This is a genomic window from Centipeda noxia ATCC 43541 (genome assembly GCF_000160555.1).
Classification (GTDB): domain Bacteria; phylum Bacillota; class Negativicutes; order Selenomonadales; family Selenomonadaceae; genus Centipeda; species Centipeda noxia.
In genome coordinates, this window is the sequence record NZ_GG749280.1 from 575,538 (window position 1) to 599,694 (window position 24,157).

The 24,157-nt window shown below is 59.9% G+C and carries 26 protein-coding genes and 2 tRNA genes; 5 read left to right on the forward strand and 23 right to left on the reverse strand.

The window, feature by feature from the left end:
- Positions 1-25: 25 nt before the first annotated feature.
- The 3 genes from HMPREF7545_RS06620 to mtaB all read right to left on the reverse strand — a co-directional run bounded on the left by HMPREF7545_RS06620 (position 26) and on the right by mtaB (position 2,258).
- Positions 26-652 (reverse strand): TetR/AcrR family transcriptional regulator, encoded by a 627-nt coding sequence (locus HMPREF7545_RS06620; RefSeq protein WP_040571278.1) that lies wholly within the window; start codon positions 650-652, stop codon positions 26-28.
- A gap of 174 nt (positions 653-826) precedes the next feature.
- A tRNA-Arg gene (locus tag HMPREF7545_RS06625) sits at positions 827-904 on the reverse strand.
- A 46-nt stretch (positions 905-950) separates the two neighbouring features.
- Positions 951-2,258, reverse strand: coding sequence for a tRNA (N(6)-L-threonylcarbamoyladenosine(37)-C(2))-methylthiotransferase MtaB (gene mtaB, locus HMPREF7545_RS06630; RefSeq protein WP_040571252.1), 1,308 nt, complete (start codon positions 2,256-2,258; stop codon positions 951-953).
- A gap of 150 nt (positions 2,259-2,408) precedes the next feature.
- Between mtaB and HMPREF7545_RS06635 the strand changes: the two genes are divergently transcribed.
- From HMPREF7545_RS06635 to HMPREF7545_RS06650, 4 genes are all read left to right on the forward strand, one after another.
- Positions 2,409-3,245: a hypothetical protein gene (locus tag HMPREF7545_RS06635; protein ID WP_040571253.1), complete on the forward strand. Its 837-nt coding sequence runs from the start codon at positions 2,409-2,411 to the stop codon at positions 3,243-3,245.
- Between the two features lie 10 nt (positions 3,246-3,255).
- Positions 3,256-3,441, forward strand: coding sequence for a YjfB family protein (locus HMPREF7545_RS06640; RefSeq protein WP_006694936.1), 186 nt, complete (start codon positions 3,256-3,258; stop codon positions 3,439-3,441).
- A gap of 69 nt (positions 3,442-3,510) precedes the next feature.
- Complete coding sequence (locus HMPREF7545_RS06645; protein ID WP_006694937.1) at positions 3,511-3,795, forward strand: hypothetical protein; 285 nt, start codon at positions 3,511-3,513, stop codon at positions 3,793-3,795.
- On the forward strand, positions 3,788-4,342 hold the full coding sequence (locus HMPREF7545_RS06650) for a DUF6036 family nucleotidyltransferase (RefSeq protein ID WP_006694938.1): 555 nt from the start codon (positions 3,788-3,790) through the stop codon (positions 4,340-4,342). Before HMPREF7545_RS06645 ends, HMPREF7545_RS06650 begins: the two co-directional genes overlap by 8 nt.
- A 96-nt stretch (positions 4,343-4,438) precedes the next feature.
- Here HMPREF7545_RS06650 and HMPREF7545_RS06655 read toward each other — a convergent pair whose 3' ends face one another.
- The 14 genes from HMPREF7545_RS06655 to HMPREF7545_RS06720 all read right to left on the reverse strand — a co-directional run bounded on the left by HMPREF7545_RS06655 (position 4,439) and on the right by HMPREF7545_RS06720 (position 17,842).
- Positions 4,439-5,731, reverse strand: a complete 1,293-nt coding sequence (locus HMPREF7545_RS06655) for an S-layer homology domain-containing protein (RefSeq protein ID WP_040571254.1) — start codon at positions 5,729-5,731, stop codon at positions 4,439-4,441.
- Between the two features lie 339 nt (positions 5,732-6,070).
- Entirely contained in the window at positions 6,071-7,354 is a 1,284-nt protein-coding gene (locus tag HMPREF7545_RS06660) for an S-layer homology domain-containing protein (protein ID WP_006695998.1), read from the reverse strand.
- A 219-nt stretch (positions 7,355-7,573) separates the two neighbouring features.
- On the reverse strand, positions 7,574-8,365 hold the full coding sequence (locus HMPREF7545_RS06665; protein WP_006695999.1) for an ABC transporter ATP-binding protein: 792 nt from the start codon (positions 8,363-8,365) through the stop codon (positions 7,574-7,576).
- Positions 8,362-9,333 (reverse strand): FecCD family ABC transporter permease, encoded by a 972-nt coding sequence (locus HMPREF7545_RS06670; protein ID WP_006694943.1) that lies wholly within the window; start codon positions 9,331-9,333, stop codon positions 8,362-8,364. The genes HMPREF7545_RS06665 and HMPREF7545_RS06670 overlap by 4 nt, the downstream gene beginning before the upstream one ends.
- Positions 9,330-10,259 carry an ABC transporter substrate-binding protein gene (locus tag HMPREF7545_RS06675; protein ID WP_006694944.1) on the reverse strand — a complete coding sequence of 310 codons (930 nt, stop codon included), beginning with the start codon at positions 10,257-10,259 and terminating at the stop codon, positions 9,330-9,332. The genes HMPREF7545_RS06670 and HMPREF7545_RS06675 overlap by 4 nt, the downstream gene beginning before the upstream one ends.
- Positions 10,260-10,264: 5 nt before the next feature.
- On the reverse strand, positions 10,265-10,963 hold the full coding sequence (gene cobI, locus HMPREF7545_RS06680) for a precorrin-2 C(20)-methyltransferase (RefSeq protein ID WP_006694945.1): 699 nt from the start codon (positions 10,961-10,963) through the stop codon (positions 10,265-10,267).
- A 130-nt stretch (positions 10,964-11,093) separates the two neighbouring features.
- Complete coding sequence (locus tag HMPREF7545_RS06685; RefSeq protein ID WP_006694946.1) at positions 11,094-12,221, reverse strand: sodium ion-translocating decarboxylase subunit beta; 1,128 nt, start codon at positions 12,219-12,221, stop codon at positions 11,094-11,096.
- Positions 12,222-12,238: 17 nt separating this feature from the next.
- Positions 12,239-12,586, reverse strand: coding sequence for an OadG family protein (locus tag HMPREF7545_RS06690; RefSeq protein WP_006694947.1), 348 nt, complete (start codon positions 12,584-12,586; stop codon positions 12,239-12,241).
- Positions 12,587-12,770: 184 nt separating this feature from the next.
- Positions 12,771-13,067: a glutathione S-transferase N-terminal domain-containing protein gene (locus HMPREF7545_RS06695; RefSeq protein ID WP_006694948.1), complete on the reverse strand. Its 297-nt coding sequence runs from the start codon at positions 13,065-13,067 to the stop codon at positions 12,771-12,773.
- A gap of 85 nt (positions 13,068-13,152) precedes the next feature.
- Positions 13,153-14,310: a radical SAM family heme chaperone HemW gene (gene hemW / locus HMPREF7545_RS06700; protein WP_006694949.1), complete on the reverse strand. Its 1,158-nt coding sequence runs from the start codon at positions 14,308-14,310 to the stop codon at positions 13,153-13,155.
- A complete protein-coding gene (gene lepA / locus HMPREF7545_RS06705; RefSeq protein ID WP_006694950.1) occupies positions 14,300-16,099 on the reverse strand; it encodes a translation elongation factor 4 in 1,800 nt (599 codons plus the stop codon). The genes hemW and lepA overlap by 11 nt, the downstream gene beginning before the upstream one ends.
- A gap of 25 nt (positions 16,100-16,124) precedes the next feature.
- Positions 16,125-16,931: a Nif3-like dinuclear metal center hexameric protein gene (locus HMPREF7545_RS06710; RefSeq protein WP_040571255.1), complete on the reverse strand. Its 807-nt coding sequence runs from the start codon at positions 16,929-16,931 to the stop codon at positions 16,125-16,127.
- A gap of 35 nt (positions 16,932-16,966) precedes the next feature.
- The gene (locus HMPREF7545_RS06715; protein ID WP_040571256.1) at positions 16,967-17,686 is read right to left on the reverse strand and encodes a tRNA (adenine(22)-N(1))-methyltransferase; all 720 of its coding nucleotides are present in this window, start codon (positions 17,684-17,686) and stop codon (positions 16,967-16,969) included.
- Between the two features lie 80 nt (positions 17,687-17,766).
- Positions 17,767-17,842, reverse strand: a tRNA-Asn gene (locus HMPREF7545_RS06720).
- 150 nt (positions 17,843-17,992) lie between these two features.
- Here HMPREF7545_RS06720 and HMPREF7545_RS10155 point away from each other — a divergent pair.
- On the forward strand, positions 17,993-18,163 hold the full coding sequence (locus HMPREF7545_RS10155; RefSeq protein ID WP_006694954.1) for a hypothetical protein: 171 nt from the start codon (positions 17,993-17,995) through the stop codon (positions 18,161-18,163).
- Positions 18,164-18,189: 26 nt separating this feature from the next.
- Here the strand turns inward: HMPREF7545_RS10155 and rpoD (HMPREF7545_RS06725) are convergent, their stop codons facing one another.
- The 6 genes from rpoD (HMPREF7545_RS06725) to HMPREF7545_RS06750 all read right to left on the reverse strand — a co-directional run.
- A complete protein-coding gene (gene rpoD / locus HMPREF7545_RS06725; protein ID WP_006694955.1) occupies positions 18,190-19,302 on the reverse strand; it encodes an RNA polymerase sigma factor RpoD in 1,113 nt (370 codons plus the stop codon).
- A gap of 43 nt (positions 19,303-19,345) precedes the next feature.
- Positions 19,346-20,494, reverse strand: coding sequence for an RNA polymerase sigma factor RpoD (gene rpoD / locus HMPREF7545_RS06730; protein WP_006694956.1), 1,149 nt, complete (start codon positions 20,492-20,494; stop codon positions 19,346-19,348).
- 94 nt (positions 20,495-20,588) lie between these two features.
- Positions 20,589-22,370, reverse strand: a complete 1,782-nt coding sequence (dnaG, locus tag HMPREF7545_RS06735; RefSeq protein WP_006694957.1) for a DNA primase — start codon at positions 22,368-22,370, stop codon at positions 20,589-20,591.
- Positions 22,371-22,384: 14 nt separating this feature from the next.
- A complete protein-coding gene (locus tag HMPREF7545_RS06740; protein WP_040571257.1) occupies positions 22,385-23,392 on the reverse strand; it encodes a deoxyguanosinetriphosphate triphosphohydrolase in 1,008 nt (335 codons plus the stop codon).
- Between the two features lie 17 nt (positions 23,393-23,409).
- Positions 23,410-23,793: a universal stress protein gene (locus tag HMPREF7545_RS06745; protein ID WP_006694960.1), complete on the reverse strand. Its 384-nt coding sequence runs from the start codon at positions 23,791-23,793 to the stop codon at positions 23,410-23,412.
- Positions 23,794-23,899: 106 nt separating this feature from the next.
- Positions 23,900-24,157, reverse strand: a 258-nt coding sequence (locus tag HMPREF7545_RS06750; RefSeq protein WP_006694961.1) for a JAB domain-containing protein, incomplete at its 5' end; no start/stop codon positions are given.

Consider the following 24,157-nt stretch of genomic DNA (forward strand, 5'->3'; position numbering starts at 1 on the left):
TCCTAAATATACACAAAGCCTTTCGTTATCCGAGCTGCAGCTCTTCATTGCGCTTGCGGATCCCGTCGAGAAGCAGGCGCGTCTTGAGCGCGATATTCTCCTGGAACGTGAGGTCGAGGTGGCTGAACGCCGCCGCCTGGTACAGCGAGTGGAACATCTCCGCGATCAGACCGACCGGAACGTCGCTGCGGATCTCGCCTGCCTCCTGCCCCTCCCGGATGATCTCGGTAAAGACCTGCTTGATCTGCGGCGTCATGCGGCTGCTCTGCGGCTTCCCGTCACGCTCATCCTCTGCCGTATGCGGCGCCGTATGCTGTGACGCCGAGAGAAAGAGCGGCATAACGAAGCGGTTCTCATCGAGGAACTTCGCCGTCACGCGCGCGCCGACCTCGAGCAGCTCAAGCGATGTCCGCTCCGCCGCACGTGCCTCCGTGAGTGCCATGCGAATCGTCTCGCCGAGCCTGCTGAGGAGCGAGAACAGGAGCTCCTCCTTCGAGCTGAAATAATTGTAGAACGTTCCGATGCCGAAATCCGCCGCGCTCATGATATCCGCGACGGACGTCTCCTTATACCCCTTTTTCGAGAACTCGCTGATCGCCGCCTCCAGAATCGCCCGGCGCGACTGCATCTTTTTGCGCTCCCGGCGTCCCATTTTCTCTTCCAAAAGAAACTCATCCTTCCTGTCTAAATCCTGCACCTCTATTATAGCGAATAATTCCATGTTTGAAAAGAGAAAATGAACGCCGTTCATATTTTCATTCTCAACGACCTCATTGAGAACAACAAAAAAACGCCGGCACGCACCGGCGTTCTGCTGTCGATATTATGGTGACCCAGGAGGGACTCGAACCCCCGACCCTTTGATTCGTAGTCAAATACTCTAATCCAACTGAGCTACTGAGTCACGTGTCTTGCGACGGTGACTATAATAGCATCTTTGACGAGGACTGTCAAGGATTTTCTTTCGAAACAGGCGTACCCCATACGCCGTCGCGGTAGAGCCGCACGAGCCGCATCGGCACGAGCGCGCCGCGTGCGACGGGCGCATCCGTATAGACACGGATATAGGTCTCCGTCAGCCCGTTCGTCACGCCATCCTCCGCCGTCTCGAACAGCACCTCCGTCACGGAGCCGAGTGCCGCGCGATGATAGTCCTGCGCCAGCTCCTCCGCGAGCGCCTGCATCCGTGCCGCGCGTTCCTTACGGACGGCGGGCGGCACCTGGTCCGCGCGCTGCGCCGCCGGCGTGCCCCTCCGCGGCGAATACGGGAAGACATGCATCCGTGCAAACCCCATCGCGCGCACAAAATCCATGCCCGCGGCAAAATCCTCCTCCGTCTCCCCCGGAAAACCGACAATGATGTCCGTCGAGACCGCAACGCCGGGCACCGCGCGCCGCACATCCGCGATCAGCTGCGCGAACGCCGCCGTATCGTAGTGGCGGTTCATCGCACGCAGCACCGCATCGCTGCCTGCCTGCAGCGGCAGATGCAGATGCGCCGCAAAGCGCGGCTCCGTCCGTATGAGCTCCAGAAGATCCGCCGAGAGTTCCACCGACTCCAGCGAGCCGAGGCGCAGGCGCCGCAGCTTCGCCTCTCCGAGTGCCGTGCGGCACGCGTCTGCGAGCGTCGGCCGGGCTGCGAGATCAATGCCGTACGCGCCGAGATGAATCCCCGTCAGCACCACCTCGTGAAAGCCCGCCTCCGTGAGCAGATGCATCTCGCGCGCCACAGCGGAGAGTTCGCGCGACTTCACCGGGCCGCGCGCATAGGGAATGATGCAGAACGTGCAGAAATTTTGACAGCCGTCCTCGATCTTCAGGAACGCACGCGTACGGTGCGGCATCGAGCGGAGCGGGATATCCTCGAATACGCGCGCCTGCATGATGTCCGTGATCGCGCCGATCACGCCCGCGTTCTTCTGCAGCGCCGCCTCCACATAGTCGACGATCTGCGCGCGCTCCTTCGTCCCGATCACCACGCGCACGCCCGCGAGCGCACGGATCTCCTCCGGCGCGACCTGCGCATAGCAGCCCGCAACCGCAATGCAGGCGTCGGGGTTCGTGCGTGCCGCGCGGCGGATCAGCTGACGCGACTTTCGATCGCTCAGATGCGTCACCGAGCACGTATTGATGACGTAGACCTCCGCCGCCTCCTCGAACGGCACGATCTCATAGCCGCGCGCGCGGAACAGTCCCTCCATCGTCTCCGTCTCGAACTGATTCACCTTGCAGCCGAGCGTCATGAATGCAGCCCTCAAGCCGCACCTCCTCTCCAAATATTTTCTTATTGTATCACAAATCAAAGGCCGGGCAATAAATTTTTCTCCCAAAACTGATGACATTTCCATAAAACACGATATAATAAGCATAGGAATGTTATGCCATGTACCATGGAGGGGGGAGTATTCATGGCAACCATTACACAGATGACCGGAGCAGCGCGCAGCATCTACACGGCGCTCTACGCGGGCAATTCGCGTACGGATGCGACAGCGGCGCTCTTCGGCGGCAATACGCAGCGTTCGCGGGGAGGCGCGGGCAGCCTCTTTTCTGCGCAGTACAACAGAGCATCCGAGTCCAGCGCAAGGGAGCTGGACTCCATCCTGTCCATTGCGAATCAGGCGGCAAAGCTGCGCTCGTCCTACGCTGAGACCAGCCGCAGATTCTACACCGAGTACGACAGCAATATGAAGGATCTGCGCGCGTCCGCCGGCAAGGTCAGCTCTATGAACTATCAGTTCAGCAGCGCCGACATCAAAACCAATGCCGACGGCTCCACAACGTACAGCGACCAGCTCAAGGCCGCGATCGGCAGCGTCAAGGATCTCGTGAGCAAATACAACGAGACGGCAGACTTTCTCGCCGACAACAAGAGCCTCGGCAAGGGCGTGCGCCAGCTCGCGTCGGAGTTCTCCGACACCACCTACCGAGCAGATTCCTATCAGCAGATGGGCATTACCGTCGATGCCGCCACCGGCAAGATGAAACTCAACGAAAACACGCTTGCCCGTGCGCTTACGGATTCGCCTGCACGCTCCGAGGCAATCCTCGGCAGGGACGGACTCGCCGGGCGCGCCGACCGTCATGCACAGATGGCGCAGCTCTCGCGCAGCCGCGTCCTCCCGACCATGGAGCAAGCCGTCGGCGGACAGCTGCGCTATGCGGACAATCTTCTGAACGGCAGATCGCTTCCGACCATGTCGCGCTATTCCAACATGCTGAATCTCTTCAGCATCTACGTATAAGGAGAGAGAAATGGATCTCACAATGGATATCGCACAGCTGTCGGTCAGCATGCACCAGCAGCAGACAGCACAGGGCCTCGGCATCGCCGCTGCAAAGATGGCGATGGACTCCGGCAAAGAGGCGCTCGAGCTCATCGAGGACTCGACCGCAAGCGTCGACCCGAACCGCGGCAGCAGCATCGACATGTACGCATAAAATAACAGACAAAAAAGGAGCTGTGATAAACAGCTCCTTTTGCATAGAAACTCTTATACGGAGGCGCATATGGATTGGTATACCTATATGATTAGAGCGGCCGACCACTCAAAGTACAACGGCAGTCACTGGTTCCGCTATCTTCGAAAGGTCATTTTTGAAAATGGTAGCAAACTAACCGCAGAGGACCTCAGTCGGCTCCTGCAGTCAAAAAATCTGAGCAACTTTCAGAAAGTCTCACTAAAATATGCCATGCAAAAGGGTTCCCCTACCCATGACTATGTAATGTCGTTAAATCGCCCTGCAAAGCTCACAAATATCCGCGCTCTGATGGAGAAATACCGCGATGGATAATGCAAAAACAGCTTTTGAAGAGCTGAATCGTTTGCTCGCCGAGAACCAAATGACCTTATCCGTTATTTGTGTCGGCGGCTTTGTCCTGGAGCACCATGGACTGCGTGCAACACAGGATATTGATGCATTTTACAAAGAAACGCAAAAGACAAGAGAACTCATCGCTGAAGTCGGAGCAAAATACGCCATTAATACAGATGAGCTCTGGCTGAACAACAGTGTGGCCAATATGAACCTCCAACCGCCCGAGAACATCTGTGAGGTATTGTATCAACTCAGCAATCTGACCGTACTCGCTGCACCGATCGAATACATCTTGGGGATGAAGCTGGAAAGCGGCAGAGAACAAGACCTAAAGGATATTGGAATGATTATTCGGTATAAACATTTTACCTCTCCGTTTCTGCTCTTTGACCGGCTAAAAGAAGAGGGCTTTGCCCAAATTGATTTCTCGATGCTGCTTGAAGGCTTTAGTTATGCCTACGGCATGGAGTGGCTGGAGTCGTTCTATAAAGAAAATCAAGAGGAGCTAAAAAAGTTTTTTTAGTATAAAACAAACAAAAATATCATCACAAAAAATCCCCCTCCGTACGGAGGGGGATTTCCCTATGCGGCAAGTGCCGCAGTTTGCAGCGTTTGTCTCTTAGAAGAAGAACTCAACGCGGCCGAAGAGCTGCTGAACTTTGTCATTGTTCTGCGACTGAATGGTCTTGCCGTTGAAGTACTTCGCGGAGAGAACCACATTCTTGAACAGTGTGTAGTTCGTTCCGACCTCAATACCCTTCGAGCCGAACATCGCACCGTCCTGCGTTCCAAGAACAGACGAAGCACCGAGGTGACGATAAGCAACGTATGCGCCCCACGAGCCCTTATCCATCGGCTCTGCGCCCTTGTAGTCAAGGCCGAACTGATAGGACTTCTTGAACTTGTTGTCCTGGATATCGTTGTTGTGCGCATAAGCACCGTACACAAGAGCGTTCTTGTCGAAGCGATAGCCGAGGTTAGCGCTCCAAATGTTCATCTTGTCCTTGCTGTTCTTTGCAATGACTCTGAAGCTGTCCGAGTTCAGGCGATAGTATGCAGCGCCCGCGACGAAGTTGTTCTTGTCATACTGGAGCTCGATACCCTGATAGTTCGCGGTATCTTCTCTCGTGTAGCCACTAAAGCCGTAATCATGTGCCTTGCTGGCAAACGTATCCTCAAGGTTGAAACGACCAGCCTGGAGTTTCACCGAGAGATCCTTGCCGAAGGTAACCTCGGCGCCCGAGAACTCGTCATCAAATACGATCGCACCCGGTGCGGAATAGCCCTCAGCAGAGTAGAGCTCCATCTTACCAAGCTTGACCTGGAAGTTGTTGTAGTCACCCTGTGCGTATGCACGCTTGAGCTCGACCTTGTCGCTGTTGTCATCGCCGGCATCGCTCTTCATGTACGTGATAGCATCCAGGCGTGCATTGACATGCCAGTGATCGTTGACCTCAGCGCTCGGCTCGAGGCGGAAACGAAGAACATCGGCATTGTCGCGGCGCTCACCTTCCTTGCGCTGACTCGAATACGTGTACTCGAGTTTGCCGTTCCACTTCACCATGTCGGCATTGCGCTCGAGGTTCGAGACGCGCACGCCGAGGTTGTTGAGCTCATCCGCGAACTCAGCAGCGAGGCGGTCAACGAGTGCGCGGTCCGATGCGGACATGTCGCCCTTTGCCATTGCCTTTGCGACCATCTGCGCCATCTCATAGCGCGTGATATTGCGGTCGCCGCGGAACGTGCCGTCGCCGTAGCCCTCGATGACGCCGTCCGAGGCGAGCTGGGTTACAGCGTCGTATGCCCAGTGATCACGGGGCACATCAGAGAACGGGTTCGCTGCTGCGAACGTTGTGCTTGCTGCACCGACAACGAGAGCCGTTGCAAGTGCGGATACGAGAGTCTTCTTCATGAGAAACTCCTCCTTCTGTAAAAACAGATTACATCTGATTTCCAAAGGAGCGAGCCATTGCCGAAGTGTCCATGTTTCCTTTTCGCAATCTGTGCTCTTCCCCTGGAACGGTCTCATCATAACATGATTAGAATGATAAAACAAGTCTTATTAAGAAAATTTTATACCTGCTTATAGTTTCGAGGAGAAAATTCATTTTTATTTAATCATCTGTCTGTATTTTCTCTCCACAAAGGGCTCCCGCAAAGAATGCATCCGGGAACAGGGCAACAAAAATCCCCCTCCGTGCGGAGGGGGATTTCCCTATGCGGCAGGTGCCGCAGTGTGTGACTGTGTGTCTTAGAACATGAACTCGACACGGCCGAAGAGCTTCGAAACCTTGTCGTTGTTCTGATGCTCGATCGTCTTTCCGTTGAAGTACTTCGCGGAGAGGACGACGTTCTGGAACAGTGTGTAGTTCGTTCCGACCTCAATACCCTTCGAGCCGAACATCGCACCGTCCTCCGTAGCTGCCACCGAAGGTGCGCCGAGGTAACGGTATGCGGCATATGCGCCCCACGAGCCCTTGTCCATCGGCTCTGCACCCTTGTACTGGTAGGCGATCTGGTAGGACTTCTTCAGATTGCTCTGCGCGACATCCGAGCTGGTCGCATAGGCACCCGAGAGCATGCCGTTGCCGAAGCGATAGCCGAGGTTGGCGCTCCAGATGTTCATCCGGTCCTTGTTGTTCTTGAGAAGGCCGTTGTTGCTGCTGAGTGCATTGGAGCCGAGACGGTAGTAGCCGACGCCTGCAACGAAGTTGTTCTTGTCGTACTGGAGCTCAGCGCCCTGGTAGTTCGCACGGTCAGCATTTGCGCCGATCGCAAAGCGATTGTTTGCCTTGCTGTCGAAGGACCCCTTCAGATCCATGCGGCCGCCCTGGAGCTTGAGCTGGAGGTCCTTGCCGAAGGTAGCCTCAGCACCCGAGAACTGGCGGTCGAAGACGATCGCGCCCGGAGCTGCATAGCCTTCCGCGGAGGTGAGGCCTATCTTACCAAGCTTGACCTGGAAGTTGTTGTAGTCGCCCTGCGCGTATGCGCGCTTGAGGGAGACGTTGTCGCTGTCGTCATCCTTCATGTTGGTCTTCGCATCGAGACGCGCCTTGACGTGCCAGTGATCGTTGACCTCAGCCGTCGGCTCGAGGCGGAACAGGAGCTCGTTGCCGTTCTCGCGGCGCTCGCCTTCCTTGCGGTCGCTCGTGTAGGTGTAACGGAGTTTGCCGTTCCACTTCACCATGTCGGCATTGCGCTCGAGGTTCGAGACGCGCACGCCGAGGTTGTTGAGCTCATCTGCGAACTCAGCAGCGAGGCGATCAACAAGTGCGCGGTCCGATGCGGACATGTCGCCCTTTGCCATTGCCTTTGCAACCATCTGCGCCATCTCATAGCGCGTGATGTTGCGGTCGCCGCGGAACGTGCCGTCGCCGTAGCCCTCGATGACACCATCCGAGGCGAGCTGGGTTACAGCGTCGTATGCCCAGTGATCACGGGGCACATCAGAGAACGGGTTCGCTGCTGCGAACGTTGTGCTTGCTGCACCGACAACGAGAGCCGTTGCAAGTGCGGATACGAGAGTCTTCTTCATGAGAATCTCCTCCTTCTGTAAAAACAGATTACATCTGATTTCCAAAGGAGCGAGCCATTGCTGAAGTGTCCATGTTTCCTTTTCGCAATCTGTGCTCTTCCCTTGGAACGACTTCATCATAGCACGCACGAAACAGAATTGCAAAGAGAATGAGATTAAATTTTTATACCAGGTTATAATTTTAGATTTATCTTTTGTCTGACAACAATTCCTTCTGCCCTACTCTCCCACCAGTGCGACCGGCGACGGAACGCGGATGCCGCGGCTGTTGGTAAAGATTTCGACCGCAACGCCGAAGACCTCGGCGATGCGCTGCTCGGTGAGAACCTCGCGCGGCGTCCCCGTCGCGGCGATGCGTCCGCTCTGCATCAGGATGATGTCGTCGGCGTACTGCATGGCATGCGCCATGTCGTGGAGCACCATGAGGATGGTCATGCCGTGTGCGGCGTTGAGGCGGGTGATGATCTCCATGACGCGCAGCTGATGGGCGACATCGAGATAGGTGGTCGGCTCGTCGAGGAGAAGCAGGCGCGGCCGCTGACTGAGTGCCATCGCGAGAAAGACGCGCTGCCGCTCGCCGCCCGAGAGGGTATGCACCTCGCGCGCTGCAAAGGCGGAGACGCGTGCCGTCTCCATCGCCCACGCGACGGCCGCGCGGTCCTCCGCTCCCGCGCGCGTCTGAAAGAGCCCCGCATGCGCAAAGCGCCCGTACGTTACGAGCTGCTCTACGGTAAGCCCCTGCGCCGCTGCACGCTCCTGCGGCAAGATGGCGCGCACGCGTGCAAGCGCTTTCTCCGAAAAGCTGCCGAGTTCTTTCCCGTCCAGCAGAATCTCGCCCGTATAGCGCCGATTCAGTCCGGCGAGCGTACGCAGGAGCGTCGTCTTGCCCGCACCGTTGGGGCCGACGATCGCCGTACGCCGTCCGGCCGTGATCTGTGCGTTCAGTCCGTGGAGAATCTCCCTGCCCGCGATCCGAACGCACAGATCACGGGCGCTCATCCCCGCGCTCACAGCTGCCTCCGAAGGAGATAGAGGAAGAACGGGGCGCCGACGACCGCCATGATGATGCCGACGGGGAGCTCAAGCGGAGCAAAGAGAAGCCGCGCCGCCGTATCGCTGAGCGTCAGCACGGCGATACCGAGGAGCGCCGCCGCCGGCAGGAGGAGGCGATAGTCCGAGCCGATCATGAGCCGCGCGGCATGGGGCACAATGAGCCCGACGAAGCCGAGCAGGCCGACGACAGAGACGGCGCTCGCGGCAAGGAGAGCCGCCACTGCCGTGAGCAGGATGCGCGTGCGCTCGACGGCGAGGCCGATGCCGCGCGCCATATCATCACCGAGCTGCAGGATGTTGAGCCGCTGCGCTGCGAGAAGCGCGAGCAGGCCGGCGGCGGCGGTATAGGGCAGGAGCATCTCGACGTGGGGCCAGCTGCGCGCCGAGAGTCCGCCCACCATCCACATGAGTGCACTGTGCACGCGGTCGCTGTATAGGATCATCATCGCCGAGATGCCCGCGCCGAGGAACGCCGACACCGCAACGCCCGCGAGGATGATGCGCGTCGGCCGGATGCCGTCGCGCCACGCGAGGATATAGATGAGGAGCGCGGCGAGCATCGCGCCGCCGAACGCCGCAGGCGTGATGAGCCACGCCGCCCCCGGCATCATCAGCATGATAAAAATGCCCGCCAGACCCGCACCGGACGAAATGCCGATGATGTGCGGGTCTGCGAGCGGATTGCGCAGGATGGCCTGCAGGATTGCACCCGAAAGCGCGAGATTGATGCCGACGAGCGCGGCAACAATCGTACGCGGCAGACGGATGTTCCAGAGGATCTGCGCATGCGCCGTGTCGCGCGCCCCGCCGAGGATGTTCAGGATTTCGCTGACGGGGATGTCAACAGAGCCCTTGGCGGCAGAGAGGATCATCGCAAAGACGGCGAGCACGGCAAAGAGCGCGAGCAGCGCGATTCTTTTCTTCATGGATAGATCAGCCTCGCCATGTACTTCACAGCTTCGGGGTACTGGATGCCGGGGCTGAAGAGGAAGAGTTCCTGCGGCAGATAGTAGACGCGGCCGTCACGGACCGCAGAGACACTCTGCCATGCGGGGCTGCCTGCGAACATCGCCTCCATTGAGGCGCGGATCTCCGCCTCCTCGCCCATGCTCGTGACGAAGATGATGTCGGGGTTCTGCGCGACGAGCGTCTCCATGCTGTAAGGCGCGGCGTCGGGGTTCTTGTCGAGTGCGGGCATGCCGCTCGCGGTGTTCTCCCAGCCGAGCATCTTTGCAATGCTGCCCGCGATGCTGCCGTCGAGCTGTACGGAGAGCCCCTGTCCCGTGCTGTGGATGATGGAGATGCGTTTCTTCTCCTGCGGGATCGAGGCGCGTACGGCGTCGATGTCCGCATCCATCTTCGCGATGAGCTCCTCCCCCTTCGCCTTCTCGCCCGTGAGCGCAGCAAAGGTCGTGACCTCGCGCTTGACATCCTCGTAGCTCTTCATCTCAATGACGAGCGTCTGGATGTTGTTCGCGGCGAGCGTCTCGATGAGCTTCTCGTTCATGCCCTTGTTGATGATGACGAGATCCGGCGAGAGCGCGAGAATTTTCTCCGCGTCGATCTGATACACGGGTCCGATGGTCGCCGCCCCCTCCGCCGCGGGGATGACCTTCGATTTCGTCGCGGGGCGTCCGACGACCTCCCCGCCGACCGCATAGAGCGGCGCGATAAAGGATGCCGAGGTAACGACGATGCGCTCAGGCTTCTTGTCGAACGTGACCGTGCGCCCGCTGTCATCCGTGATCGTTGCGTAGCTCTGCGCCGCACTGTTCTGTGCCACGGGCGCGCCGCCGCAGGCGGTGAGTACGAGAGAAGATACAGCCAAAAGAATCAAAGCCCACTGTTTCATGATGATCAGCTCCTTCGCGTGAGAATCGTTGAGAGGTAGTTCAGCTTCTCGTCGGCATGCGCCTCGAGATCGTAAATAATGCGCTCGCCGTCGAGTCCCGCACGGCTGACGAGCACGGCATCCTTTGCCATATGGTTGCGCCGCAGCAGATCGATGATCTCTGCGGAGTTGTGGTAGACCTTCATGATGACAGCGCTGCCCGCAACCGCCATGATCTCCTCGAGGCGCTCTTTGTCCGCCGTCGCGGGGATAATGGCGAGCACATCGTTGCCCTCGACGATGGGACGGCCGATCTGGCTGCCGATCGCGGCAAAGGCGGGCACGCCCGGGACGGTAACGATGTCCACGTCCTCATGCTCGAGCAGGCGGAACACATAGATATAGGTGCTGAAGAACATGGGGTCGCCGAGCGTGAGAAAGGCGACGTTCTTCCCTGCATGCAGGAGCGCCAGGATCTCCGCCTTGTTCGCTTCCCATGCGCCCGTGTCCTCTGCAAAGTCCTTGACCATCGGAAATACCTGGTAGACAATCTCGATATCCTTTTTAAGATGGGGCCGCGCAATCTCGAGCGCAACGCTGCCGTCCTTCTTCTCCGTCTTGGGCGCGATGAGCACGTCCGCCGCCTCGATCGCCTTGATCGCCTTGACCGTGAGCAGCTCCGGGTCGCCGGGTCCGACGCCGATGCCGTAAAATGTTCCGCGCATAGAATCTTCCTTCCATTCCTAAAATAGATGTCGTCCTCGCTCCGGTGGAAGAACAGAGCGATTCCATAAAAAAATCCTCCTTCATAGTACATAGGAAGGAGGATTTTGTCAAATGCTGCAATACGTCGGATTACATGAGCATCGCGAGCATCGTGCCTGCCGCAACGGCAGTGCCGATGACACCTGCAACGTTCGGCCCCATGGCGTGCATGAGGAGGTAGTTGCCCGGCTTTGCCTTGATGCCGACGATCTGGCTGACGCGCGCAGCCATCGGAACAGCGGAAACGCCCGCAGAGCCGATGAGCGGGTTGATCTTCCAGCCCGTCGCGCGGCACATGATCTTGCCGAGGACAACACCGCCGGCCGTGCCGAAGATGAAGGCGACAAGGCCGAGGCAGATGATGAGGAGCGTCTCGGTGACGAGGAAGCTCTCAGCGCTCATCGTGAGACCCGTACCAAGTGCGAGGAAGATCGTGACCGTGTTGATAAGCGCGTTCTGCGCCGTATCGGAGAGACGATCCGTCACGCCGCTCTCACGGAACAGGTTGCCCAGCATGAGCATGCCGAGCAGCGCCGTGATGGACGGGAGGAGAAGGCTGATGAAGATGGTCGAGACGATCGGGAATGCGATGCGCTCGAACTTGGTAACCTCACGCGCCTGCTCCATGATAACCTCGCGCTCCTTCTTGGAGGTGAGGAGGTTCATGACCGGCGGCTGAATGAGCGGAACCAGAGCCATGTAGGTGTATGCCGCAACGGCGATCGCACCCAGGAGATGCGGTGCCATCTTCGTCGCGAGATAGATCGAGGTCGGGCCGTCCGCACCGCCGATGATGCCGATGGAGCCTGCCTCCTGTGCATTGAAGCCGAGAAGCATCGCGCCGAGGAGAGCGACGAACACGCCGATCTGAGCGGCAGCACCCATCAGGAGAGCCGAGGGACGCGCAATCAGCGGACCGAAGTCCGTCATTGCACCGACGCCGAGAAAGATCAGCGGGGGGAAAATCTCGTACTTGATACCGAGACCGATCGCGGACATGACGCCCGGCTCCTCAAAGCCGTTGAACGGAATGTTCGCCAGGATACAGCCGAATGCGATCGGGCTGAGGAGCAGCGGCTCGAAGTCACGCGCGAACGCGAGATAGAGCAGGACGAGACCGACAATGATCATGATGACGTTGCCGGACGTCATTCCCACGAATCCGCTGCCGTCCACAACGGCCTGCAGGGAGACGGTAAATGCATTGATAAAATCCATAATCTGTCACTCCCTCCTCAGCGCGATGTACGCATGCCGCTGACACGGCCGTAGTTGCGCCATGCAGGCTGCTCCGCCGGACGGATCGCGTGAATCTGATCGGCACTGTAACCGCAGGCGGTGACCGCAGCTGCAATCACGGCAACCGTCTCGCTGCTGAGCCCCGTAGAAGCCGACTTCACCGGACCCGTCGGTGCCGACGTCGGAGCGGAAGGGCTCGCCGCGGGCGGCTCTGCCTTCTTCTTCGTCGGATCGAGTCTGTGGGTCAGCTCAATGAGACCCCAGATCGCGGTCAGCACGCCAAAGACGATGACCATGTTGATGAACATGATGACGAACGGGTTGTTGGTTACGGGTTGATGCATAAACTCACCTCATCTTTGATTTCCCCCTCACGGCACTGCAAAGCGCTACCCATACGCAGCAGCGATCCATGAGGTTCTTTATGTAATTGAGAAAATAGCACTTTGATTATTATGCTTTATTTCAGATAATTTTACAAGTTTTATTTTAAAGTTTTCCTATGCTTTTTTTGCATTTTTTTTATAATTATCGTGTTTCGTCCGTGCCAGCCGTGTCAAAGGCGCGTTTCACCTCAGCGTAAATTTTATCATAATCTTGCCCCGGCTGAGCCTCGTAGAGCTTCTCTCCGTCCATGAAGATGCTCGGCACATAGTAATATTTCCCGGCGAACGGCTGCGTGCGTTCCGTCTCCCTGTTCTCATCGACGAAGTCCACGGGAACAGCGGCGTAGGCCCCGCCCTCGGCGCGCAGCGCATCAATCGCGCGATGGGCGTTCGCGCAGTAGGGGCAGCCCTGCATCTCGATCATGGTCAGTGTTTTCATCGTGTTCTCCTTGTGTGTGAAAAAATAGGAAGCGTGCGGCGCCTCGTACAGTTCCTATCATAGCACAAATTTGTCGCCAACGGAATCACTCCTCCAATAAAAATGCCGCGAAAACTTCATTGCCCAGCTTCATTCCTGCCTCGGTGAGGGCGACATGATTCTCTGAGCGGCGAAGAAGTCCCTGCGCGGTATATTTCGCGATCACATCGGCATAAACCTCGTCCATCGCAGCGCCGAACGTGCGGCGAAAGTCCTCCTCATCAATTCCCTCCGCCGTGCGCAGCGCAAGGAAAGCATACTCCTCCATCGCGTTCGCGCGCGTACGCTCCGCATCCTCGGGCGTACGAACCGACATGTCCGCGCGTATGCCGGAGATATAGGCGTGCGTATCACTCTCATTCGCCCAGCGCACGCCGTCCGCATAGCCATGCGCCCCCGCGCCGACGCCGAGGTAGGGCACGCTGCGCCAGTAGCCGAGGTTGTGCCGGCTCTCAAAGCCCGCCCGCGCAAAGTTCGAGATCTCATAGCGCACAAAGCCCTGTGCGGGGAGCTCGCCCATCAGCCAGTCGTACATCTCCTCCGCCGCATCCTCGGTGGGAAGCGCGAGCCGCCCCGCTGCCTCCGCCGCCGCAAAGGGCGTTCCCTCCTCGACGATGAGCCCGTAGACAGAGATATGCTCGGGGGCGAGAGCCAGCGCCGCAGCGACGCTGTGCTTTAGGTCAGCGAGCGTCTGCGTCGGCAGTCCGTACATGAGATCGATGCTGATGTTCCGAAAGCCTGCCGCGCGCGCCGCATGAAATGCCGCACGTGCTTCCGCTGCCGTGTGAATGCGTCCGATCACGCGCAGCAGGCGGTCATCAAAGCTCTGCACGCCGAGGCTGAGACGGTCCGCCCCGGCCGCACGGAGCTGCGTGAGATCATCCTCATCCACGGTGCCGGGGTTCGCCTCGACGGTGCATTCGGTAGGCGTACCAGCAGCCTCCCGGATCGTCTCGATGATCCCCGCGAGGAGTGCGGCGGGCAGCACGGTCGGTGTGCCGCCGCCGATGTAGATCGTCGCGGCATCGCCAAAGCGCGCGCGAAGCGGCGGCGCTTCGCGCAGGATCTCTGCACGGAGCGCCGCCGCATAGTCCTCCATCTCCGCTTCGTTCGTTCCGACCGCCGCGGAGATAAAGTCACAGTATGCACATTTTTTTACGCAATAGGGAATGTGGGCATAGATGCCCCACGCTTTACTCGTCAATTTTGAGCACCGCCATAAACGCCTCCTGCGGGAGCTCCACGCTGCCGACTGCCTTCATGCGCTTCTTGCCCTCCTTCTGCTTCTCGAGGAGCTTGCGCTTGCGCGTGATGTCGCCGCCGTAGCATTTCGCGAGCACGTCCTTGCGGCGTGCGCGCACGTTCTCGCGTGCGATGATCTTGCTCCCGATGGCCGCCTGGATCGGGATCTCGAACATCTGCTGCGGGATGATGCCCTTGAGCTTCACTGCGAGCTGACGGCCGCGCGTGACGGCGCGGTCGCGGTGGACGATGGTCGAGAGTGCGTCCACAGGATCGCCGTTGAGGAGGATATCGAGCTTCACGAGGTTGCTCGTCTGATAGTCGATCAGCTCATAGTCGAGGGAGGCATAGCCGCGCGTGGCCGACTTCAGCCGATCGAAGTAATCGTAGAGGATTTCATTCAGCGGGATGTGATAGACGACCATGACGCGCGTCGCATCGAGGTAGTCCATCGTCTGGAAGACGCCGCGCTTTTCCTGCGAGATCTCCATGACCGCGCCGACGTAGTCCTTCGGCACGATGACGGTCGCCTTGACGCACGGTTCCTCGATGCGGTCGATCTCGGTCTGGGGAGGGAGATCGGCGGGGTTGCTGACCTCGACCATATTCCCATCTGTGCGGTAGACGTGGTAGACGACGGACGGCGCGGTCATAATGAGTCCGAGGTTGTACTCGCGCTCAAGGCGCTCCTGGATGACATCCATGTGGAGGAGGCCGAGGAAGCCGCAGCGGAAGCCGAAGCCGAGCGCGATGGAGGTCTCGGGCTCAAAGACGAGCGCGGCATCGTTGAGCTGGAGCTTCTCGAGGGCCTCGCGAAGGTTGTCGTAGTCCTTGCTGTCCTCGGGGTAGAGCCCGCAGAACACCATCGGCGTGACGCCGCGGTAGCCGGGCAGCGCCTCCTTTGCCGGATGCTCCGCCGTGGTTACGGTGTCGCCGACGCGGACATCGCGCACGTCCTTCAAAGCGCCTGCGATAAAGCCGACCTCGCCCGTGCCGAGCGCTCCCGTATCGACAGGCTGCGGGCGAAAGCACCCGACGTCCGTCACGTCGAAGGTCTTTCCCGTCGCCATGAGCTTCAGCTTCATGCCCTTTTTGATCGTGCCCTCTTTCACGCGGACGTTGGCGATAACGCCCTTGTACGGGTCGAAGTAGGAGTCAAAGATCAGCGCGCGCAGGGGCGCATCCGCACTGCCCTCCGGCGGCGGGATATAGGCGACGACGGCGTCGAGCACCTCCTTGATGCCGATCCCGGTCTTTGCCGAGGTGAGCACGGCGGCGCTCGTATCGAGACCGATCGTGTCCTCGATCTCCGCCTTTACGCGGTCGGGCTCGGCGCTCGGCAGGTCGATCTTGTTGATGACAGGCACGATCTCAAGGTCGTGCTCGAGCGCGAGGTAGACGTTCGCAAGCGTCTGCGCCTCCACGCCCTGCGCCGCATCCACGACGAGGAGGGCGCCCTCGCACGCGGCAAGGCTGCGCGAGACTTCGTAGTTGAAATCGACGTGCCCCGGCGTATCAATGAGGTTCAGCTCGTACATCTCCCCGTCCTCACCGCGGTAGTCGAGGCGGACGGTCTGCGCCTTGATCGTGATGCCGCGCTCGCGTTCGAGATCCATGCTGTCGAGCACCTGTGCCTCCATCTCGCGCTCCGTGAGCGTTCCCGTGTACTCGATGAGGCGGTCGGCGATGGTGGATTTGCCGTGGTCGATGTGGGCGATGATGGAAAAATTGCGGATATGCTTCTGATCCATATAGTTTCTTTCTCCTTCGCTTCCTCTATATTACATCGAACACATCGCGCTGCGTATTTGTGACAAAAATCTCGATCTCTCCGTGCTCCGATGCGAGTTCCGCGCGCAGATGCGCGGCAAGAACAGGCAGAACGGGCGCCTCCGTGCCGAAATGCCCGGCGTCGATGATGTGCATGCCCTGCTCCACGGCGCGCTGGGCATCGTGGTACTTCACATCGCCCGTGACATAGACATCTGCGCCGCGCCGTACGGCGTCGTCGATAAACTCCGCGCCCGCTCCCCCGCAGACGGCCGCGCGCCGCACGGGACGCGCGGCAGCTGCGGCAAGGCGCACATGCGTGACACCGAGGCGCTCCTTCACCGTGCGGGCAAAGTCCTCCACGGTCATCGGTGCGGGGAGCGTCCCCACACGCCCGATGCTCTCGGTGACGCCGTCCTCCCGGCTCGTGATGACGAAGGAGGAGAGCTTTTCGAGGCCAAGATGCGCGGCGAGCACATCGTTCACGCCGCCATGCGCCGCATCGAGGTTCGTATGTGCCGCTGCGACGGCGATGCCGTGTGTGAGGAGAGCAGCGAGCCGGCGGCCGAGCGGGAGGTCGGTGCGCAGCTGCTTCACACCGCGGAAGATCGCGGGATGATGCGCGACGATCATGTCCGCTTTGCGCTCAATCGCTTCCTGGGTGACAGTGTCGTCCACATCGAGCGCGACGAGAATGCGCCCGATCTTTTGCGCGAAGCTCCCAACGAGGAGGCCCGGGTTATCCCAGTCCTCTGCCAAATGACGCGGTGCAATGCGCTCAAGGGCATTCATGATGACCTGACAGCTGAGCATAGAGACCTCCTTTATCTGTACATTGGCTCCCCCCGTCACGGCCGGGGAGGCTTTGGCTGGGACGCGCGGCACAGCACCAATAATGTCCGCAATGCTGTGAGCAGCGATACCGTCTCACGATACTCCTCGCTCTGCCGTGCCGTGGTACTCGCGTTCATGCCCTCAGCAGCGCGCGTAAGCTTTGCTGCCTTGGCTTCGATGTGCTCCCTGATCAGAGGATCACGCTTTTCAAAGAGGCACGCCCCGATGTGCAGGAGAGCATCATCGGGCATCGCCGCTGTGCCGTGCTCCGCGCGGATGATCTCATAGAGGCGTCCGCCTGCGCGCGCAAGTGCTTCGTCGACGATGTTCCAGCCGTTCGCATAGAGCCAGCGGCGCAGCTTCGCCCCGCCGTTCATCGGCTGGAGGACGAGTGTCGGCGCCCCTGCGAGAACGGCAGGAGCGCCTGCCAATATCTGCACAATGAGCGCGCCGCCCATGCCCGCGATGACGATGGACTCTGCCTCGCCCGGCGTGAGTACGGACAGCCCGTCGCCCTGGCGCACATCAATCTGCCGCGTGAGCCGCTGCGTCCGGATCGTCTGCCGTGCCGCTGCGCATGCGCCCGCGCTGAGATCACCGACGACGGCACGCGGCGCACTGCCCTGCATGACGAGAGTCGCGGCGAGATAGGCATGGTCACCGCCGATATCGGCAAGCACCGTCCCGTGCGGAACGAACGCCGCCGTCGCCGCGAGCCGCGCATCGAGCTGCATGTGCGCTCCTCCCTTCCTAAGGGAATCCCTAAACATAAGAAAGGAGTGTAACCTCTCCGTTACACTCCTGAATAAACGAATGGCTCCTCGAACTGGACTCGAACCAGTGACATTCTGATTAACAGTCAGACGCTCTACCGACTGAGCTATCGAGGAATGTGTCAGACATGCGTATTATAAGGGCAATGAGCCCCCATGTCAAGAAAAATGTTGCTCGCATAAAAATGAAAGTACATGCTGTAATCAGGGCAAGCGCTGTCCTGCGGCAGGCGGTCGATTCTTAGCCCCTGAGAGGGGGCGATCCCCATGACATTCAATGATCTGCCTGCGCTGCTGTATGCAGCCCTGTTGATTCTCGTCGTGATGGAGGAATACGAATTCCCCGCCGCACAGTGTCCAAACCTCGGCGGGGATTCTTTCGTCGTATCAGGGGCTGACCGGTTGCCGACAGTGCCTTTTTATATGTCCATTATATGATATTTCACATATTTCGTCAGCAAATCTTACTCAAGGAAATCGCGCAGCACTTTGCTGCGGCTCGGGTGCCTGAGCTTGCGCAGCGCCTTCGCCTCGATCTGGCGGATGCGCTCGCGCGTCACGCCGAAACTCTGCCCGACCTCCTCGAGCGTCCGCGACCGTCCGTCCTCCAGGCCGAAACGCAGACGCAGAACGTTCTTCTCGCGGTCGGTGAGGGTCTCGAGCACCTCCTCGAGCTGCTCGCGCAGGAGCATGAACGATGCTGCCTCCGCAGGCGCGGGCGCCGCCTCGTCCTCGATAAAGTCGCCGAGGTGGGAGTCCTCCTCCTCGCCGATCGGCGTCTCGAGCGACACCGGCTCCTGCGCGATCTTCATGATCTCATGCACACGCGCGACACTGATCCCCATCTCCCGCGCGACCTCCTCGGGGTGCGGGTCGCGCCCGAGTTCCTGCAGGAGCTGCCGCGAGATGCGGACGAGTTTGTTGATCGTCTCGACCATGTGGACGGGGATGCGGATCGTACGCGCCTGATCGGCGATCGCGCGCGTAATCGCCTGCCGAATCCACCATGTCGCATAGGTGCTGAATTTATAGCCCTTGCTGTAATCGAATTTCTCAACGGCCTTCAAGAGGCCGAGATTCCCCTCCTGGATAAGATCGAGAAAGAGCATGCCGCGCCCGACGTAGCGCTTGGCAATGCTGACGACCAGGCGCAGGTTCGCCTCCTCAAGGCGATGCCGCGCCTCCTCGTCGCCCGCCTCCATGCGCTGGGCAAGCGCAACCTCCTCCTCTGCCGTGAGCAGCGGCACATGGCCGATCTCCTTGAGATACATGCGGACAGGGTCGTCAAGCGAGACTCCCTCGGGGACGGAGAGGTCGATCTCGACTTCTTCTTCCTTCTCGGCCGGCTCCTCCTCGGCGGGCTCCCCCGCTGTCGCCGCATCGTCGACAATCTCGACGCCCTCGTCGCTGAAGCGCTGGTACATATCGTCCATCTCGTCGGGGGACATATCCTGTTTTTGCAGGGCGTCAATGAGCTCGCCGTAGGTCAATGTGCCGCCGTTCTTCTTGCCCTGGGCAAGAAGGCGTTCAATGATGTCGGTGCCCGGCGCCGTCTGCTGCTCCGTCCCCTCTGCCATAACGCTGTCCTCCTGTCGTTTATTCGAAAGGCAAATCGCTGCCTTAAAGATCAAAATTCCCCTGTAGTTTGCGCAGGCGCACGGGGTGCCTGAGCTTGCGCAGCGCCTTCGCCTCGATCTGACGGATGCGCTCGCGCGTCACGCCGAAACTCTGCCCGACCTCCTCGAGCGTGCGCGACCGTCCGTCCTCCAGGCCGAAACGCAGACGCAGAACCTCCGCCTCGCGCGGTGCGAGCGTCTGCAGGACCTCCGTGATCTGCTCTTTGAGCAGCATGACGGACGCAGCGTCCGCAGGATCGAGTGCCGCCTCGTCCTCGATAAAGTCGCCGAGGTGGGAGTCCTCCTCCTCGCCGATCGGCGTCTCGAGCGACACCGGCTCCTGCGCGATCTTCATGATCTCGCGCACGCGCAGCGTACTGAGTCCCATCTCCTTTGCGACCTCCTCGGCGGTCGGATCGCGTCCGAGGTCCTGCAGGAGCTGCCGCGAGATGCGGATGTACTTATTGATGGTCTCGACCATGTGGACGGGAATGCGGATCGTGCGCGCCTGATCGGCGATCGCGCGCGTAATCGCCTGCCGAATCCACCATGTCGCATAGGTGCTGAATTTATAGCCCTTGCTGTAATCGAATTTCTCAACGGCCTTCAAGAGGCCGAGATTCCCCTCCTGGATGAGGTCGAGAAAGAGCATGCCGCGCCCGACGTAGCGCTTGGCAATGCTGACGACCAGACGCAGGTTCGCCTCCTCAAGGCGATGCCGCGCACTCTCGTCGCCCGCCTCCATACGCCGCGCGAGTTCGATCTCCTCATCCGCCGTGAGCAGAGGAACGCGGCCGATTTCCTTGAGGTACATGCGGACAGGATCGTCGACGGCGACACCCTCCGGAACACTGAGCTCCGTCTCGAGGTCAAGCTCTGCGTCGTCTTTATCGAGATCTTCTTCGAGGTCCGCCGGCTCCTCGCCGATCATCTCTCCGGCCTCTGTATCGTCTACAATCTCCACGTTCCCGTCGATGAGGCGCTGATACAGCATGTCCATCGCGTCGGGGGTCATCATCTGCTGCTCCAGCGCTTCGACCAGCTCGCTGCAGGTGAGCGTGTCGCCGTTCGCCTTGCTCCGCTCCAAGAGCTCGTCCATGTGCTCGGTGCCGCGCTCTTCTTCTCGTTCAATCAATGCTGCCGCGGTCTGCATGCTGCCCCCTCCCTTCGCTCTCTAAAATCATCGAAATAAAGCCTATCGTTTCACATATCAAAATAAAAGCAATCAACAAACAGTTTCCTCGGTATCATTCGTACAGATTTTCATGGGTGAGTTCATCCTGGATTCTTTTCACCTGGTTTAATTCGTCAATGTATGCCGCTTTTCCTTCTTGCATCATCTCTTCCGCACGATGCGTGTGCCGCGCGAGCTGCTGCGTCAAATATGCGCGCCGCAGCGTGCCGAGCGCCTCCCGGCAGGAATCCGCCGTCCGCCCGTCCTCTACGAGGGCACGCGAAATCTCCGTGCCCGCATCCGCCGGCAGCGCCGCGATGAAATCGGCATCCAGCGCCCCGCCCTGTGCCAGGCGGCGCTCCATTGAACGGAAGATCTCCCCAAGGAAGTCGTCGGGGAAATCGTCTGACGGAACGACGGATAAAATTCTCATGAGAAGATCCGCATCGCGCCAGACTGCAGCAATCAGCTCACGTCCGGCACGCCGCAGGACATCGCCCGGCTGACGCGTCGGCGTGCGCTGCGGCGTCTGCACGGAGGTCTCCCGGGGCCTTCCCTGCCGCAGGTAGCTCCGCAGCGCATCGGCAACGACCCCCTCGTCGAGGAACAGCTCCGCCGCCGTACGCCGCATGTAAGCGCCGCGTGCGACCTCATCCAGATCCGCGAGCACGGGCAGCATCTCCGCAAGCGCTGCACGCCGTCCGTCAATCCCGTCCGCCATATGCGCACGCACATGCCGCAGACGATATTCGGGCGCGGGCACCGCCGTCTCAACGAGCGCACGGAATGCCTCCGCGCCATGGGTACGGACATATTCGTCGGGATCCTTGCCGTCCGGCAGGAGGAGGACACGCACCTCTGCCGTGCGGCCGCGTACCGCAGCGAGCGCGCGCAGGGTTGCCTCCTGCCCCGCCGCATCGCTGTCATAGCAAAAGACAATGCGCGGCGCGCGGCGCAGCAGCAGCGCCGCATGGTCACTCGTGAACGAGGTGCCGAGCGTCGCTACGACATTCGCTGCGCCCGCCTCCCATGCAGCGATCGCGTCCATATAGCCCTCGACCACAATGGCGCAGCCCTCCTGCGCGATGGCGCGATGTGCACGGTCAAGGCCGAAGAGGAGCTTTCGCTTGTTGAATACGGGCGTCTCCGCCGTATTGAGATATTTCGGCTTCGCATCGCCGAGCGCGCGTCCGCCGAATCCGACGACGCGGCCGCGCTCATCCGCGATGGGAATGATGACGCGGTTGCGGAAGCGGTCATAGACCCCGCCCCCGCGCTCACGCACGGCGGCAAGCCCCGCGTCGACGAGAATCTTTTCCGAGATGCCGCGTTTTTTGAACGCATCGGAAAGCTTCGACCACGCATCCGGCGCAAAGCCCAGCTGATAGCGCTCGATCGCTTCGTCCGTGATGCCGCGCCCCGCGAGATACGCCTTGCCCGCTGCACCGTAGCGCGTGACGGTGAGGCAGCTGTGGAAAAAATCCCGTGCGAGCGCATTCGCGCGCCGCAGATCGTCCAGCGCCCGCAGGCGCGCCTCCTCACGCGCATCGCGTTTTCGCTCCGGCAGGGGAATGCCGAGCTGCTCCGCCTGGCGTTTGATCGCCTCGAACGGTGTGATGTGCTCCATGAGCGATATGAATTTAAATGCATCGCCGCCCGCGTGGCAGCCGAAGCAGTAGAAGAAGCCCTCGGCCGGCACGACGGAGAACGATGCGGTCTTTTCGTTATGGAAGGGACAGCAGCCCCAGTAGCGGTTGCCCTTGCGCTTCAGGGAGACATAGCCCTGCACGACGGCGAGAATGTCGGTCTGAGCGCGCACCTGCTGCACGAACGCCTCCATCCTCGGGTCACGCATAGGTTTCTCCTTTATTAGATTGGTTTGATCGTCATCTGATCGACGGGCGGGATGTAGATCTCGCGGAAGAGCGCGACGGCATAGCTGTCCGTCAGCCCCGCCACGTAGTCTACGACGCACTGCTCGCGTCCCCAGCGCTCCGCCCGCGCGATAAACTCGGGCGGGAGCTTGTCAAAATACACGGTGAAATGGTCCATGAGTGCGCGCAGGACGAATCCCGCCTGCGCCCGCTCGTGTGCGAGCGTCTTGGAGTGATAGATCCGCTCGAACATAAAGCTGCGGAACAGGTCCATCACATGCTGCGTCTCCTCCGAGAAGGCCGCGTCACCGCGCTCCTCCGAGGTGACGATCATATCCGACACCATGTGCGTGATCATCGCGGACGTATCGATGCCGAACGTATCGCGCACCTCACGGGGCAGTTCCTCGGGAGCGAGAAGCCCCGCACGCAGGCTGTCGTCATAGTCGTGGCAGAGATAGGCGATGCGGTCGGCAATGCGGACGATCCGCCCCTCAAACGTGCTCGGCATCCCCTTGCCCGTGTGGTTCAGGATGCCGTCGCGGACCGCGCCCGTGAGGTTCAGCCCGCGTCCGCCGCGCTCGAGGATCTCGACCATGCGCAGGCTCTGCTCGTTGTGCGCAAAATGTCCCGTGATCTCCGCCACCACGGCCTCGCCTGCATGCCCGAACGGCGTATGCCCGACATCGTGTCCGAGGGCGATCGCCTCCGTCAGATCCTCGTTGAGACGCAGCCCGCGCGCGATCGTGCGCGAGATCTGCGACACCTCGAGCGTGTGCGTCATGCGCGTCCGATAGTGGTCGCCCGCAACGATGTAGACCTGCGTCTTGTGTTTGAGCCGGCGAAACGATTTGGAGTGCAGAATGCGGTCACGGTCGCGCTGAAACTTCGTGCGGAAGGGACACTCCTCCATCGGATGGCTGCGCTTTGCATCTGCGCTGCGCGCTGCCAGCGGCGAGAGGAGCGCATCCTCCTGCGCCTCAAGTCGTTCCCGGACGGTCAAAGGCACCCACCTCCCGGCTATTTGACGACCATGACAGGGATTTTCGCGTTCTCGATCACCTTCTGACTGACGCTGCCGATGAGAACCCCTTTGAGGAGCCCCAGGCCGCGGCTGCCCATGATGATCATGTCGCTCTGCTCCTCCTCTGCCACCTCGAGGATGCTCCGCGCGATATGGCCGCTCTTGACATGCTTGCGCGCCTTGCGGTCTCCCGAAAGCTTCTCCCAGATGCGGTCAAAGACGATATGGCTCGGGATGTCCTTGTTGATGTTGCTTGCAACATAGACGAAGTCGAGTTCGGCATCGCATTTCTCCGCGAAGAAAATCGCCTCGTCAACCGCCTTGCAGCCGCTGACGGAACCATCGACCGGAACAAGAATCTTTTTGATCTTGCCCATCATAATCCCTCCTAATCACTCGTTCCTATAGGATTGTTAAGCATGGTTTATCAGTATATTTCGATGATTGGGGCGAAAAATCCTCTCTCTGTGAAAAAAAAGTGTATTTCTACAATTCTCCGGCCTCTGCAAAGCTGAAAAAGCTGTCGCCGGCAACGATCACGTGATCGGTCACCGGGATGCCGAGCACCTTCCCCGCCTCACACAGCACGCGCGTGAGGCGATGATCCTCCGCGCTCGGCGCGGGATCGCCGCTCGGATGATTGTGCGCGGCGATGATGTGCGCCGCGCCGCAGCGGATGGCAGGCTCAAACACCTCGCGCGGATGCACAAGCGTATTTGTGAGCGTCCCTGCCGAGACATCCGC

Coding starts and splice junctions, on each gene's coding strand:
- HMPREF7545_RS06620 (WP_040571278.1), bottom strand. CDS start 652: ATGGGACGCCGGGAGCGCAAAAAGATGCAGTCGCGCCGGGCGATTCTG.
- HMPREF7545_RS06635 (WP_040571253.1), top strand. CDS start 2,409: ATGGCAACCATTACACAGATGACCGGAGCAGCGCGCAGCATCTACACG.
- HMPREF7545_RS06640 (WP_006694936.1), top strand. CDS start 3,256: ATGGATCTCACAATGGATATCGCACAGCTGTCGGTCAGCATGCACCAG.
- HMPREF7545_RS06645 (WP_006694937.1), top strand. CDS start 3,511: ATGGATTGGTATACCTATATGATTAGAGCGGCCGACCACTCAAAGTAC.
- HMPREF7545_RS06650 (WP_006694938.1), top strand. CDS start 3,788: ATGGATAATGCAAAAACAGCTTTTGAAGAGCTGAATCGTTTGCTCGCC.
- HMPREF7545_RS06655 (WP_040571254.1), bottom strand. CDS start 5,731: ATGAAGAAGACTCTCGTATCCGCACTTGCAACGGCTCTCGTTGTCGGT.
- HMPREF7545_RS06660 (WP_006695998.1), bottom strand. CDS start 7,354: ATGAAGAAGACTCTCGTATCCGCACTTGCAACGGCTCTCGTTGTCGGT.
- HMPREF7545_RS06670 (WP_006694943.1), bottom strand. CDS start 9,333: ATGAAGAAAAGAATCGCGCTGCTCGCGCTCTTTGCCGTGCTCGCCGTC.
- HMPREF7545_RS06675 (WP_006694944.1), bottom strand. CDS start 10,259: ATGAAACAGTGGGCTTTGATTCTTTTGGCTGTATCTTCTCTCGTACTC.
- cobI (WP_006694945.1), bottom strand. CDS start 10,963: ATGCGCGGAACATTTTACGGCATCGGCGTCGGACCCGGCGACCCGGAG.
- HMPREF7545_RS06685 (WP_006694946.1), bottom strand. CDS start 12,221: ATGGATTTTATCAATGCATTTACCGTCTCCCTGCAGGCCGTTGTGGAC.
- HMPREF7545_RS06690 (WP_006694947.1), bottom strand. CDS start 12,586: ATGCATCAACCCGTAACCAACAACCCGTTCGTCATCATGTTCATCAAC.
- HMPREF7545_RS06695 (WP_006694948.1), bottom strand. CDS start 13,067: ATGAAAACACTGACCATGATCGAGATGCAGGGCTGCCCCTACTGCGCG.
- lepA (WP_006694950.1), bottom strand. CDS start 16,099: ATGGATCAGAAGCATATCCGCAATTTTTCCATCATCGCCCACATCGAC.
- HMPREF7545_RS06710 (WP_040571255.1), bottom strand. CDS start 16,931: ATGCTCAGCTGTCAGGTCATCATGAATGCCCTTGAGCGCATTGCACCG.
- HMPREF7545_RS06715 (WP_040571256.1), bottom strand. CDS start 17,686: ATGCAGCTCGATGCGCGGCTCGCGGCGACGGCGGCGTTCGTTCCGCAC.
- HMPREF7545_RS10155 (WP_006694954.1), top strand. CDS start 17,993: ATGACATTCAATGATCTGCCTGCGCTGCTGTATGCAGCCCTGTTGATT.
- rpoD (WP_006694955.1), bottom strand. CDS start 19,302: ATGGCAGAGGGGACGGAGCAGCAGACGGCGCCGGGCACCGACATCATT.
- rpoD (WP_006694956.1), bottom strand. CDS start 20,494: ATGCAGACCGCGGCAGCATTGATTGAACGAGAAGAAGAGCGCGGCACC.
- dnaG (WP_006694957.1), bottom strand. CDS start 22,370: ATGCGTGACCCGAGGATGGAGGCGTTCGTGCAGCAGGTGCGCGCTCAG.
- HMPREF7545_RS06745 (WP_006694960.1), bottom strand. CDS start 23,793: ATGATGGGCAAGATCAAAAAGATTCTTGTTCCGGTCGATGGTTCCGTC.